Source organism: Kitasatospora herbaricolor (assembly GCF_030813695.1).
GTDB lineage: Bacteria > Actinomycetota > Actinomycetes > Streptomycetales > Streptomycetaceae > Kitasatospora > Kitasatospora herbaricolor.
Genome location: NZ_JAUSVA010000002.1, coordinates 6669786 through 6682361 on the forward strand (window position 1 = coordinate 6669786; position 12576 = coordinate 6682361).

A 12576-nucleotide genomic window follows, 5' to 3' on the forward strand; every position below is an offset into this window, starting at 1 on the left:
GCCGCACCGGGCCGAGGGCGACCCGAGCCCCCGACAGGCGACCCGGCAGGCGTAGGGAGAGGGCAGCATGACTGAGGAACGTACGGTCTTCCTGATCGCGCACACCGGTCGCGAGACCGCGCTGCGCAGTGTCGAAGGACTGGTGCACGGCCTGCTGAAGGCGGGGATCCGGATCCGGCTGCTGGCCGCCGAGGCGGTCGACCTGGACCTCCCGGACGGGGTGGAGCGGGTCGCCGGCGGGGAGGGCGCGGCGGACGGCTGCGAGCTGATCCTGGTGGCCGGCGGGGACGGCACGCTGCTGCGCGGCGCCGAGCTGGCCCGCGAGCACGGGCTGCCGATGCTCGGCATCAACCTCGGCCGGGTCGGCTTCCTCGCGGAGGCCGAGCGGGACGACCTCGCGGTGGTCGTGGAGCGGGTGGTCGACGCCGACTACGAGGTCGAGGAGCGGATGACCCTCGACGTGCTGGTGCGCACCAACGGCGACGTGATCCACCAGGACTGGGCGCTGAACGAGGCGTCCATCGAGAAGGCCTCGCGGGAGCGGATGCTGGAGGTGGTGACCGAGGTGGACGGCCGCCCGGTCTCCAACTTCGGCTGCGACGGGGTGGTCTGCGCGACGCCGACCGGCTCGACCGCGTACGCCTTCTCGGGCGGCGGCCCGGTGGTGTGGCCGGAGGTGGAGGCGCTGCTGATGGTGCCGATCAGCGCGCACGCGCTGTTCGCCCGGCCGCTGGTCACCTCGCCGCACTCGGTGCTGGCGGTCGAGGTGCAGCCCAAGACCCCGCACGGGGTGCTCTGGTGCGACGGCCGCCGTTCGGTCGAACTGCCCGCCGGCGCGCGGGTGGAGGTCCGCCGAGGCCAGACGCCGGTCCGGCTGGCGCGGCTGCACCGGGCGCCGTTCACCGACCGGCTGGTGGCCAAGTTCGCCCTCCCGGTGACCGGGTGGCGCGGGCGCGGCGGAGCCTGCTGAGGCTTCGAGGACCTTCCGGTACGGACGGCAGGCATGGCCGGGGACCATCGCACGGGCCCCGGCCGCAGGCGCCCCGGGCGGGCGCGGTGAAAGGGGAGTGGCGATGAACGGGACGATAGCGGCGGTCAGCCGCGGCACGGGGCACGGGTTCAGCAAGCCGAACCGGCCGAGCGTACGGCTGCTCGCGGGGCTCGGCGTGGAGGGCGACGCCCACCTGGGGGTGACCGTCCAGCACCGCTCGCGGGTCGCGCAGGACCCGACGCAGCCGAACCTCCGTCAGGTGCACCTGATGCACGCCGAGTTGCACGACGAACTGCGGCTGGCGGGACACCCGGTGGCGGCCGGCGAGCTGGGGGAGAACATCACCACCCGCGGGCTCGACCTGCTGGGCCTGCCCCGCGGCACCAGGCTGCACCTGGGCGCGGAGGCGGTGGTCGAGGTGACCGGGCTGCGCAACCCCTGCCTGCAGATCGAGGCGTTCCAGGGCGGCCTGCTGAAGCAGGTGGTCGGCCGGGACGAGGCGGGCAACGTGGTCCGCAGGGCGGGGATCATGGGCGTCGTGCTGGCCGGCGGCGAGGTCCGCCCCGGCGACACCGTCCGGGTCGAGCTCCCGGACGGGCCGCCACTGCCGCTCGAACGGGTCTGAGGCCCCGGGGTCCCTCCCGCTCCCGTCCGCGTCGGCGGCGCCCCGGCCTCAGACCGCCAGCGGCTGGCGCCCGTCGGCGGCCGACCAGCGGTCGCCGGACTCGGCCAGCGAGGCCACGGCGGCCAGCCGCTCCACCGCGTCCGGGACGGCCGCGGCGGGCACCGTGAGCGGGATCCGGAGGAAGTTCTCGAAGGCGCCGTCGGCGCCGAACCGGGTGCCGGCCGCGATCCGCACGCTGCCGCGCTCCCCGGCCCGGGCGAGCGCGGCGCCCGAGACCCCGTCGGTGGCCAGCCAGAGGCTGAGCCCGCCGGGCGGCTCGGCGAACCGCCAGTGCGGCAGCCGCTCGCGCAGCCCGGCCGTCAGGGCCGCGGCGGTGGCGCGCAGCTGCCGCAGCTGGTGCGCGCGCACGTCCGCCAGCTGATCGCCGAGCATCACGGCGGCGATCAGCTGGTCCAGGACGGGCGTGCCCAGGTCGGTGTAGACCCGGTCGGTGGCCAGCTGGCGCACCAGCGCGGGCGCCGCCCGGACCCAGCCGATCCGCAGGCCGCCCCAGAGCAGCTTGCTGGCCGAGCCGACGGTGACCACCTGGGCGGCGCGGTCCAGCGCGGCGGTCGGGCGCGGCAGCAGGCTCTCGTCCTCGATCCCCCAGCCCAGCTCGGCGGTGGTCTCGTCGGCCAGCACCACCGTCCCGGCGGCCCGGGCGGCCGCCAGCAGCTCGCGGCGCTGCTCCTCGTCGATCAGCGCGCCGGTCGGGTTGTGGAAGTCGGGGATGACGTAGGCGGCCTTCGGCGCCGCGCCGCGCAGCACCCGGCGCCACTCGGGGAGGTCCCAGAGCGGCAGCCGGTCGGGGCCTCCGGGCCAGGCGTGCGGCACCGGCACCAGGCGGGAGCCGTTCAGCCGCAGCGCCTGCAGGGTGTGCGCGTAGCTCGGTGATTCGACCGCGACCCGGTCGCCGCGCCCGAGCAGGGTCCGCTGCAGCAGGTGCAGGGCGCTCATCGCGCCGGTGGTGATCAGGATCTGGTCGGGGGTGGTCGGCAGGCCACGCGCGGTGAACCGGCGGGCCACGGCCTCCTGGAGGACCGGCAGGCCGGTGGGGTAGCAGCCGTGTCCGGCCGCGTACGCGGGCAGCTGCTCCAGCGCCCGGGCGGCGGCCTCGCCGAGGTAGGGCTGCGGGGCGGGCAGCGCCGCGACCCCGAGGTCCAGCACCCGGCCCTGCTCGTCCGGCGGGACGGGGTGCATGGCGTCGCTGGGCGGCGGCGCGCCCGCGGGCAGCGCCGTCCAGCTGCCGGCGCCCCGCCGGCTGTGCAGGTAGCCCTCGCCGCGCAGGGTCTCGTAGGCGGTGGCGACGGTGGTGCGGCTCACCGCGAGCGCGAGGGCCAGTTCCCGCTCGGCGGGCAGCCGTGCGCCGACCGGCAGCCGGCCGGCCGAGACCAGCGTGCGGACCTGGTCGGCCAGCGTGCGGTACGCGGGGCGATGCCCGGCCGGCTCGGGCAGCCGGGCGGCCCCCAGCAGCCGGGCGAGGGCGGCGGGGGTGACGGTGCTGTGCCATTCGGCCACGGGAATCAGTCCACTTGCTCGTGATTGGCCCTGGGATCGGCCCAGGTGGCCTGGTCATCATGGCACTGCGGCCATCGAGCCCGCCAGTGGACCGGCTGCACCGGTCCGTCGCGCCGCAGCGCACCCGAAGCACCCGCGCCGCCCCCGCAGCACCGCAAGGAGACACCCGATGGCCGTCGTCGCCGCACCCGAACGAGCCCCCGCGACCCTGGCCGGCCGGGCCCTCGGCCGCCGCGTCCCGCAACTGCTGGCCGGACTGCTGCTCTACGGCTCCAGCATGGCCCTGATGATGCGCGCCACCCTCGGCGTCAACCCCTGGGACGTCCTGCACCAGGGCCTCCAGCGCCACCTGGGACTCTCGATGGGCGCCTGGGTGACCATCACCGGCGCCGCCGTCCTGCTGCTCTGGATCCCGCTGCGCCAGCGGCCCGGCGTCGGCACCGTCGGCAACGTGCTGCTGCTCGGCCTGGCCATGGACGTCACCCTGCGGACGGTCGGCACCCCCGGCCCGCTGCCCGCCCGGATCGCGCTGCTCGCCCTCGGCATCGTCCTCAACGGCCTGGCCACCGGCCTCTACATCGGCGCCCGGCTCGGCCCCGGCCCCCGGGACGGCCTGATGACCGGCCTGCACCGGCGTACCGGCCGCTCCCTGCGGCTGATCCGGACCGGTATCGAACTGACCGTGCTGCTCGTCGGCATCCTGCTCGGCGGCACCGCCGGGATCGGCACCGTCGCGTACGCGCTGGCCATCGGCCCGCTGGCGCAGTTCTTCCTGCGCCACTGCGCCGTGACGCCGGCCGTGTCCGAACCGGCCGCCCCCGGCCTGCCCGAGCGGCCCGCCGGGCCGCCCTCCCGGGTCGGTGCCCCGGCCGGTACGACGGCCGCCGGCGAGGTCACCGCGGTGCCCCGGAACTGATGAACTTGGGGCCGCGGGGCCGTCGCTCGTCGCGCGGCGGGGGTGGAACCTCGTAAGGTCGTCTCCGTGTTGGACGAGATGCGGATACGAGATCTTGGTGTCATCGACGACGCCGTGGTCGAGCTGGCACCGGGGTTCACCGCCGTGACCGGCGAGACCGGCGCCGGCAAGACCATGGTGGTGACCAGCCTCGGCCTGCTGCTCGGCGGCCGGGCCGACCCGGGCCTGGTGCGCGGCGGCGCGGCCCGGGCCGTGGTCGAGGGCAGGATCGAGCTGCCCGCCGGCTCCCCGGCGGCCGCCCGCGCCCTGGAGGCGGGCGCCGAACTCGACGACGGCGCGCTGCTGATCAGCCGTACCGTCTCGGCCGAGGGCCGCTCCCGGGCGTTCGTCGGCGGGCGGGCCGTGCCGGTCGGGGTGCTCGCCGAACTCGGCGAGGACCTGATCGCCGTGCACGGCCAGACCGACCAGCAGCGGCTGCTGCGCCCCTCGCGCCAGCGCGGCGCGCTGGACCGCTACGCGGGCGAGAACCTGACCGGGCCGCTGGAGCGCTACCGGGAGGTCTACCGCGACCTGCGGGAGGTCTCCGCGACCCTGGAGGAGCTGACCACCCGGGCCCGCGAGCGCGCCCAGGAGGCCGACCTGCTCCGCTTCGGCCTGGACGAGGTCGCCGCCGCCGAACCGGTGGCCGGCGAGGACACCGAGCTGTCCGCCGAGGCCGAGCGCCTGGGCCACGCGGACGCGCTGTCCTCCGCCGCCACGCTGGCCCACGCCGCCCTGGCCGGGGACCCGGCCGAGCCCGACTCGCTGGACGCGGGCACCCTGCTCGCCCAGGCCCGCCGGGCGCTGGACGGCGTCCGGGCGCACGACGAGCGGCTCGCCCCGCTGGCGGACCGGCTCAACGAGGTCGGCTACCTGCTGGCCGACGTCGCCGGCGACCTGGCCGGCTACGCGGACGACCTGGACGCCGACCCCGTCCGGCTGGCCGCGGTGGAGGAGCGCCGCTCGGTGCTCGCCCACCTGCTGCGCAAGTACGGCGGCCCGGAGAACACCCTGGCCGAGGTGCTGGCCTGGGCCGAGGCCGGCGCCGCCCGGCTCGCCGAGCTGGACGGCGACGACGAGCGGATCGACGAGCTGGCCGCCCGCGAGGGCGAACTGCGAGGCGAGCTGGCCCGGCTCGCCGCCGAGGTGTCGGCCGCCCGCGAGGCGGCCGCCGGACGCTTCGCCGAGGCCGTCTCGGCCGAACTCGCCGAGCTGGCCATGCCGCACGCCCGGGTGACCTTCCGGATCAGCCGGACGGACGACCCGGCCGGGCTGGAGGTCGACGGCCGGACCGTCGCCTACGGTTCGCACGGCGTGGACGAGGTCGAGGTGCTGCTCGCCCCGCACCCGGGCGCCTCGCCGCGCCCGATCGCCAAGGGCGCCTCGGGGGGCGAGCTGTCCCGGGTGATGCTGGCCGTCGAGGTGGTGTTCGCCGGCGCGGACCCGGTGCCGACGTACCTCTTCGACGAGGTCGACGCGGGCGTCGGCGGCAAGGCGGCGGTGGAGATCGGCCGCCGGCTGGCCAAGCTGGCGCAGAGCGCGCAGGTCGTGGTGGTCACCCACCTGCCGCAGGTCGCGGCCTTCGCCGACCGGCACCTGGTGGTCGAGAAGACCAACGACGGCACCGTGACCCGCAGCGGCGTCAAGGTGCTCGACGACGAGGAGCGGGTCCGGGAGCTGTCCCGGATGCTGGCCGGCCTGGAGGACTCCGAGCTGGGCCGCGCCCACGCCGAGGAACTGCTGGCCGCCGCCCGCGCCCCGCGCGGCCGCTGACCGGCCCGCGGCCGTCGTGGCCACCGCCGCCCCGGCGGTGGCCAGGACGCACCCCATCGTGGTGCCGACTGTCCAAGAAGCCCGCCGACCTGGCATCGTGGCGCCTGGACACTGGCCTTCCAGTCCCGAGCGCCGCTCGCGGGCCCCACCGGCTCCCTGCCCACCACCACGGGCGAGGGGGCGCCTCCCCGGCCACAACACCGGGAGGAGCGGGACCCGGAAGCGGCGATCAGTACCTGATCGAGTCGGAGCGAGACGACGTGGACACATCCGCTGCCCGGACCTCGGCGGCCGCCCCCGAACCGGGGCAGCTGCACGTGGTACTCGTCCTGTCCGCCGGTACCGGTGGCATCGGCGCGCACGTGCGCTCCCTGGCACAGGGCCTGGTCGCGCACGGAGTGACCGTGACCGTCTGCGCGCCCGCCGGGGCGGACGCGCTGTTCGGCTTCTCCCGGACCGGCGCCAGGTTCCACCTGGTCGACATCACGCCCACGGCCGGCGCCCGCAGCGACGCCGCCGCGATCGGCGAGCTGCGCCGCGCCTTCACCGGCGCCGACGTGGTGCACGCCCACGGCCTGCGGGCCGGGCTGCTCTCCGACCTGGCGCTGCGTACGGCGGGCCGGTTCCCGGGCCTGCGCCCGGAGACCCCGCTGGTGGTCACCTCGCACCAGGCGATGCTGGCCACCGGGATGGAGCGCCGGCTCCAGCGGCTGATGGAGCGCCGGGTGGCGAGGGCCGCCGACCTGGTGCTCGGCGCCTCCTCGGACCTGGTCGCCCGGGCCCGCGAGCTGGGCGCCACCGACGCCCGGCTCGGCCCGGTCGCGGCCCCGCCGATGCCGCCGGGCTCCCTGGACCGCTCCGCCGCCCGGGCCGCCGTGCTGGGCGGCGGCCCCGACCGCCCGCTGGTACTGGCGATCGGGCGTCTCGTCCCGCAGAAGGCCTTCGGGCAGCTGCTGGACGCCGCCCGGGAGCTGTCGGGTCTGGACCCCAGGCCGCTGGTGCTGATCGCGGGCGAGGGTGCGGAGGGCCCGGCACTGCGTGAGCGGGTGGCCGCCGAGCGCCTGCCGGTCGAGCTGCTCGGTTACCGCACGGACGTCCCCGACCTGCTGGCGGCCGCCGACCTGGTGGTGGTCAGCAGCCGCTGGGAGGCCCGCTCGCTGGTGGTCCAGGAGGCGATGCGGGCCGGTGTCCCGGTGGTCTCCACGGCCGTCGGAGGGATCCCCGAGCTGGTCGGCGACGCCGCCGTGCTGGTCCCGGCGGGGGACGCCCCCGCGCTGGGCGCCGCGGTGCGCGGTCTGCTGGCCGACCCGGACCGCCGGGGCCTGCTGGCCGAGGCCGGCCGCCAGCAGTCCGGCACCTGGCCGGACGAGGCCGCCACGGTGGCCCAGGTGCTCAGCACGTACGACGAACTGGTGCAGCGCGGCTGACCCCGGGCGCGCCCCGGGCGGGGGCGCCGGGGCCGGCCGCCGGGCTCAGATGGTGGCCTGCTCCCCGAGGTCGGCCGCCGCCGGCCCGTCCGCGTGGCCGGCCGGCTGGGCCGACAGGTAGGCCCCGCCGCAGGCGGTCAGCCGCAGCGCGGTGTCGATCAGCGGCACGTGGCTGAAAGCCTGCGGGAAGTTGCCGACCTGGCGCTTGAGCCGCGGGTCCCACTCCTCGGCGAGCAGCCCGATGTCGTTGCGCAGCGACAGCAGCTTGTCGAACAGCTCCCGCGCCTCGGTGACCCGCCCGATCATCGCCAGGTCGTCCGCGAGCCAGAAGGAGCAGGCCAGGAACGCACCCTCGTGCCCGGACAGCCCGTCGACGTTGTTGCCCTCCCCGTCGTGCGTCGGGTAGCGCAGGACGAAGCCGTCCTCGGTGGACAGCTCGCGCTGGATCGCCTCGATGGTGCCGATGACCCGCTTGTCGTCCGCCGGCAGGAAGCCGACCTGGGGGATCAGCAGCAGCGAGGCGTCCAGCTCCCGGCCGCCGTAGTACTGGGTGAAGGTGTTGCGCTCCGGGTCGTAGCCCTTCTCGCAGACGTCCCGGTGGATGGTCTCCCGCAGCTCCCGCCAGCGCTCCAGCGAGCCGTCGTCCGGCGCGTCGGCCGGGGCCTGCTCCAGCAGCTTGATGGTGCGGTCGACGGCGACCCAGGCCATCACCTTGGAGTGCACGAAGTGCCGGCGCGGCCCGCGGACCTCCCAGATGCCCTCGTCGGGCTCGGTCCAGTGCTCCTCCAGGTAGCTGATCAGCTTGAGCTGGAGGTGGTGGGCGTGGTCGTTGCGGGTGAGCCCGGTCATGTGGGCCAGGTGCAGGGCTTCGACGACCTCGCCGTAGACGTCCAGCTGGAGCTGGCCGGCCGCGCCGTTGCCGACCCGGACGGGCAGGGAGCCCTCGTAGCCGGGCAGCCAGTCCAGCGAGGACTCGGTGAGCTCGCGCTCGCCCGCGATGCCGTACATGATCTGCAGGTTCTCCGGGTCGCCGGCGACGGCCCGCAGCAGCCACTCGCGCCAGGCCCGGGCCTCGTCCCGGTAGCCGGTGCGCAGCAGCGAGGAGAGGGTGATCGCGGCGTCCCGCAGCCAGGTGTAGCGGTAGTCCCAGTTGCGCTCGCCACCGATGTCCTCGGGCAGCGAGGTGGTGGGCGCGGCGACGATGCCGCCGGTCGGGGCGTAGGTGAGGCCCTTGAGGGTGATCAGGGAGCGGACCACGGCCTCGCGGTAGGGGCCCTGGTAGGTGCACTGGCCCGCCCAGTCGCGCCAGAAGTCCTCGGTGGCGGCGAGCATCTCCTCGGCGTCCGGCGGGCTGGGGGCGTCCAGGTGCGAGGCCTGCCAGGTGAGGGCGAAGGCGATCCGCTCGCCGGCCCGGACGGTGAAGTCGGCGTAGGTGGTGAGGTCGCGCCCGTAGGTCTCGGCCTCGCCGTCCAGCCAGACCGAGTCGGGGCCGGCGACGGCGACGGTGCGGTGGCCGCCGTCGGCCTGCTCGACCCGGTGCACCCAGGGGACGACCCGGCCGTAGCTGAACCGCATCCGCAGGGCGGAGCGCATCCGGACCTTGCCCTCCAGGCCCTCGACGATCCGGATCATCTGCGGCACCGAGTCGCGGCCGGCCAGCGGCCGGGGCGGCATGAAGTCGATCACCCGGACCTTGCCGCCCTGGGAGTCCCACTCCTGCTCCAGGATCAGCGAGTCGCCGCGGTAGCGCCGGCGGTCGGCGGGCAGGGCGGGGGCCGCGGCGGTCGGCGGCGGGATCCGGAGTTCACCCGTTTCGGTGAACGGGTTGCGCGGCGCCGGTGTGCTGGGGGCGGCCGGGGCGGCGACGGCCTCGGCCGGGCCGATCCGCCAGAACCCGTGTTCATCGGTGCCCAGCAGCCCGGCGAAGACGGCCGGGGAGTCGAATCTGGGCAGACACAGCCAGTCCACCGCCCCGTCCCTGCTGACCAGGGCGGCGGTCTGCATGTCCCCGATGAGTGCGTAGTCCTCGATACGGCCGGCCACGTGGATCTCCAGTTCGCAAGGTGGGCACGACGCGTACGGCGACGGCTTGGAGCGAGCGGGAGCGATCCCGGTCCGACCCCGCCTGGCACCTCGGCGGACCTGCCGCGGTGGTGGCGGGGCCGGCGGGTGTTTCGCGAGGGGCTGAGGTGGGCCCCCGCGGGGCGGGGAGGAACGGGGTGACGGGGAGGTCCGGTCGCGCATCGGGGACCGAGGGGTGTGCTGGCCCTCCCTCGCCCTCCGCGTGCTCTGCTGTCGGCGATGCGTCCGTGCAGCTTACGTCGGGCAGGTGGGGCTGAGCACATGCACAGTGGCCCGTGTGGCGGCATATTCCGGCCGAAATGCCGTTCTTCGGCGGGTCCGGTCGGAGGATCATCCTGATGGGCCATGCGGAGGTGATCCTTCCGGGCCGGTTCCCGTGGCCCGGTCGGGGCCGCTCCGGCGCACCCGGGGACGGGCCGGAAGGCAGCCGGTCCGGCTCACTGATACCCTGGTATCCCGTGGACTGGTGGGGTCAAACGCCCCGGACCAGCCGACCGACGACCCCGCCGGAGCTCCTCCAGAGACCCGGCCGAGCACGCTCACCGAGCACCTGCTCCGCGTCGCGAGGCGAGCCGAGGGCCCCCGCCCCTAGTCACATCGACACGCGACCCACGGGAGCCCCCTCTTGGCACAGCCCCATTCCGGCAAGGCATTGAACGGCCGCGCCGTGACGACCAAGCACCTCTTCGTCACCGGGGGTGTCGCCTCTTCGCTCGGCAAGGGCCTCACCGCCTCCAGCCTCGGAGCCCTGCTCAAGGCCCGCGGGCTGCGCGTGACGATGCAGAAGCTCGACCCGTACCTGAACGTCGACCCGGGCACGATGAACCCGTTCCAGCACGGTGAGGTGTTCGTCACCGACGACGGTGCGGAGACCGACCTGGACGTCGGCCACTACGAGCGCTTCCTCGACACCAACCTGCACGGCTCGGCGAACGTCACCACCGGCCAGGTCTACTCCACGGTCATCGCCAAGGAGCGCCGCGGCGAGTACCTGGGCGACACCGTCCAGGTCATCCCGCACATCACCAACGAGATCAAGTCCCGGATCCGCCGGATGGCGACCGACGACGTCGACGTGGTGATCACCGAGGTCGGCGGCACCGTCGGCGACATCGAGTCGCTGCCCTTCCTGGAGGCCGTCCGCCAGGTCCGCCACGAGGTCGGCCGGGACAACGTCTTCTTCGTGCACGTCTCCCTGCTGCCGTACATCGGCCCCTCGGGCGAGCTCAAGACCAAGCCGACCCAGCACTCGGTCGCGGCCCTGCGCAACATCGGCATCCAGCCGGACGCGATCGTGCTGCGCGCCGACCGTGAGGTCCCGCAGGCCATCAAGCGCAAGATCTCGCTGATGTGCGACGTGGACGAGGAGGCCGTGGTCGCGGCCATCGACGCCAAGTCGATCTACGACATCCCCAAGGTGCTGCACGGCGAGGGCCTGGACGCGTACGTGGTGCGCCGCCTGGACCTCCCGTTCCGCGACGTCGACTGGACCACCTGGGACGACCTGCTGCGCCGGGTCCACGAGCCCCAGCACATCGTCAAGGTGGCGCTGGTCGGCAAGTACATCGACCTGCCCGACGCCTACCTCTCGGTCACCGAGGCGCTGCGGGCCGGCGGGTTCGCCAACAACGCCCGGGTCGAGATCAAGTGGGTGACCTCCGACAACTGCGCCACCCCCGAGGGGGCGCAGGAGCAGCTGGGCGACGTGGACGCGATCTGCATCCCCGGTGGCTTCGGCGACCGCGGTGTGGACGGCAAGGTCGGCGCGATCACCTTCGCCCGTGAGAACAAGGTGCCGCTGCTGGGCCTCTGCCTGGGCCTGCAGTGCGTGGTCATCGAGGCGGCCCGCAACCTGGCCGGCCTGCCGGAGGCGAACTCGACGGAGTTCGACGCCGCCGCCAAGTACCCGGTGATCTCCACCATGGCCGAGCAGCTGGCCATCGTCGACGGCAAGGGCGACCTGGGCGGCACCATGCGCCTGGGCCTCTACCCGGCGAAGCTCGCCGAGGGCTCGATCGTCCGTGAGGTCTACGGCGGCGAGCAGTACGTGGACGAGCGCCACCGCCACCGCTACGAGGTCAACAACGCGTACCGCGCCGACCTGGAGAAGACCGGCCTGCAGTTCTCCGGCCTCTCCCCGAAGGGTGACCTGGTCGAGTACGTGGAGTACCCGCGCGAGGTGCACCCCTACCTGGTGGCCACCCAGGCCCACCCGGAGCTGAAGTCCCGCCCGACCCGCCCGCACCCGCTGTTCGCGGGTCTGGTGGCCGCCGCCATCAAGATCAAGACCGGCGGCGAGTAGTCGGTCCCCGCTCCATCGGACGGCGGCCGCGCGGACACCCGCGCGGCCGCCGTTCCGCGTACATTAGCGTCGTACTGACGAAAAGGGGAGAAGAGCGATGACGCACGCAACGCAGCCGATCCGGGACGAGGCCGAGCAGTGGCGGGTGCTCAGCACCGAGACGCCGTTCCGCGGCCGGGTCACCGGGGTACGGAGCGACCAGGTCGAGATGCCGGACGGCTCCGTCGCGCGCCGCGACTACCAGATCCACCCCGGCTCGGTCGCCGTCCTCGCCCTCGACACCCGGCAACGGGTGCTGCTGGTGCGCCAGTACCGCCACCCGGTCCGCCAGCGGCTCTGGGAGCTGCCCGCCGGCCTGCTCGACGTCCCCGGCGAGAACCCGCTGCACGCCGCCCAGCGCGAGCTGTACGAGGAGGCCCACTGCAAGGCGGGGGAGTGGAAGGTCCTGGTCGATTTCTACACCTCCCCCGGCGGCACCGACGAGGCCCTGCGGCTCTTCCTCGCCACCGACCTCGCCGAGGCGCAGGAGGAGCGCTACGCCGCGCACGGCGAGGAACTGGAGATCGAGCTGGCCCGGGTGCCGCTGGACGAGCTGGTCGCGCTGGTCCTGGCCGGCGAGCTGCACAACCCCACCCTGGTCACCGGCGTGCTCGCGCTGCGGGCCGCGCTGGCCGCCCCCGGCGGGACGGCCGCGCTGCGCCCGGCCGGATCGCCCTGGCCGGCCCGGCCGTTCGAGCACGGCTGACCGGCCCGGCCGCCCGCCCGCCGGGCCGTTGATCCACGGGGGTGATTTACCGGTTCGTACGACCGGATCCCGGCCCCGCGGTGCCCCCCGCCGGACCGCGCTCGAACTACGCTTCGCAA

General features: G+C 75.0%; 8 protein-coding genes and 1 pseudogene. 7 read left to right on the plus strand and 2 right to left on the minus strand.

Features of this window, described 5'->3' with window-relative positions:
* Positions 1–67: 67 nt before the first annotated feature.
* Both J2S46_RS29315 and J2S46_RS29320 read left to right on the plus strand, forming a co-directional pair.
* Positions 68–970: an NAD kinase gene (locus J2S46_RS29315; protein WP_073923553.1), complete on the plus strand. Its 903-nt coding sequence runs from the start codon at positions 68–70 to the stop codon at positions 968–970.
* Positions 971–1073: 103 nt separating this feature from the next.
* Positions 1074–1616 (plus strand): MOSC domain-containing protein, encoded by a 543-nt coding sequence (locus tag J2S46_RS29320; RefSeq protein WP_191293133.1) that lies wholly within the window; start codon positions 1074–1076, stop codon positions 1614–1616.
* Positions 1617–1664: 48 nt separating this feature from the next.
* Here the strand turns inward: J2S46_RS29320 and yczR are convergent, their stop codons facing one another.
* Positions 1665–3173: a MocR-like transcription factor YczR gene (gene yczR / locus J2S46_RS29325; RefSeq protein WP_191293132.1), complete on the minus strand. Its 1509-nt coding sequence runs from the start codon at positions 3171–3173 to the stop codon at positions 1665–1667.
* Positions 3174–3342: 169 nt separating this feature from the next.
* Here yczR and yczE point away from each other — a divergent pair, with 169 nt between their 5' ends.
* The 3 genes from yczE to J2S46_RS29340 all read left to right on the plus strand — a co-directional run bounded on the left by yczE (position 3343) and on the right by J2S46_RS29340 (position 7328).
* Entirely contained in the window at positions 3343–4089 is a 747-nt protein-coding gene (gene yczE, locus J2S46_RS29330; protein ID WP_191293131.1) for a membrane protein YczE, read from the plus strand.
* Between the two features lie 78 nt (positions 4090–4167).
* Entirely contained in the window at positions 4168–5901 is a 1734-nt protein-coding gene (gene recN, locus J2S46_RS29335; RefSeq protein ID WP_191293148.1) for a DNA repair protein RecN, read from the plus strand.
* 260 nt (positions 5902–6161) lie between these two features.
* On the plus strand, positions 6162–7328 hold the full coding sequence (locus tag J2S46_RS29340; RefSeq protein ID WP_191293130.1) for a glycosyltransferase family 4 protein: 1167 nt from the start codon (positions 6162–6164) through the stop codon (positions 7326–7328).
* A 126-nt stretch (positions 7329–7454) separates the two neighbouring features.
* Here J2S46_RS29340 and J2S46_RS29345 read toward each other — a convergent pair.
* Positions 7455–9371: pseudogene (locus tag J2S46_RS29345) on the minus strand (glycoside hydrolase family 15 protein); the annotation flags it as partial.
* 664 nt (positions 9372–10035) lie between these two features.
* Here J2S46_RS29345 and pyrG point away from each other — a divergent pair.
* Entirely contained in the window at positions 10036–11712 is a 1677-nt protein-coding gene (gene pyrG, locus J2S46_RS29350) for a CTP synthase (RefSeq protein ID WP_370882259.1), read from the plus strand.
* A 97-nt stretch (positions 11713–11809) separates the two neighbouring features.
* Entirely contained in the window at positions 11810–12457 is a 648-nt protein-coding gene (locus J2S46_RS29355) for an NUDIX domain-containing protein (RefSeq protein WP_191293128.1), read from the plus strand.
* The last annotated feature ends 119 nt before the right edge of the window (positions 12458–12576 follow it).

Coding starts and splice junctions, on each gene's coding strand:
- J2S46_RS29315 (WP_073923553.1), top strand. CDS start 68: ATGACTGAGGAACGTACGGTCTTCCTGATCGCGCACACCGGTCGCGAG.
- J2S46_RS29320 (WP_191293133.1), top strand. CDS start 1,074: ATGAACGGGACGATAGCGGCGGTCAGCCGCGGCACGGGGCACGGGTTC.
- yczE (WP_191293131.1), top strand. CDS start 3,343: ATGGCCGTCGTCGCCGCACCCGAACGAGCCCCCGCGACCCTGGCCGGC.
- recN (WP_191293148.1), top strand. CDS start 4,168: ATGCGGATACGAGATCTTGGTGTCATCGACGACGCCGTGGTCGAGCTG.
- J2S46_RS29355 (WP_191293128.1), top strand. CDS start 11,810: ATGACGCACGCAACGCAGCCGATCCGGGACGAGGCCGAGCAGTGGCGG.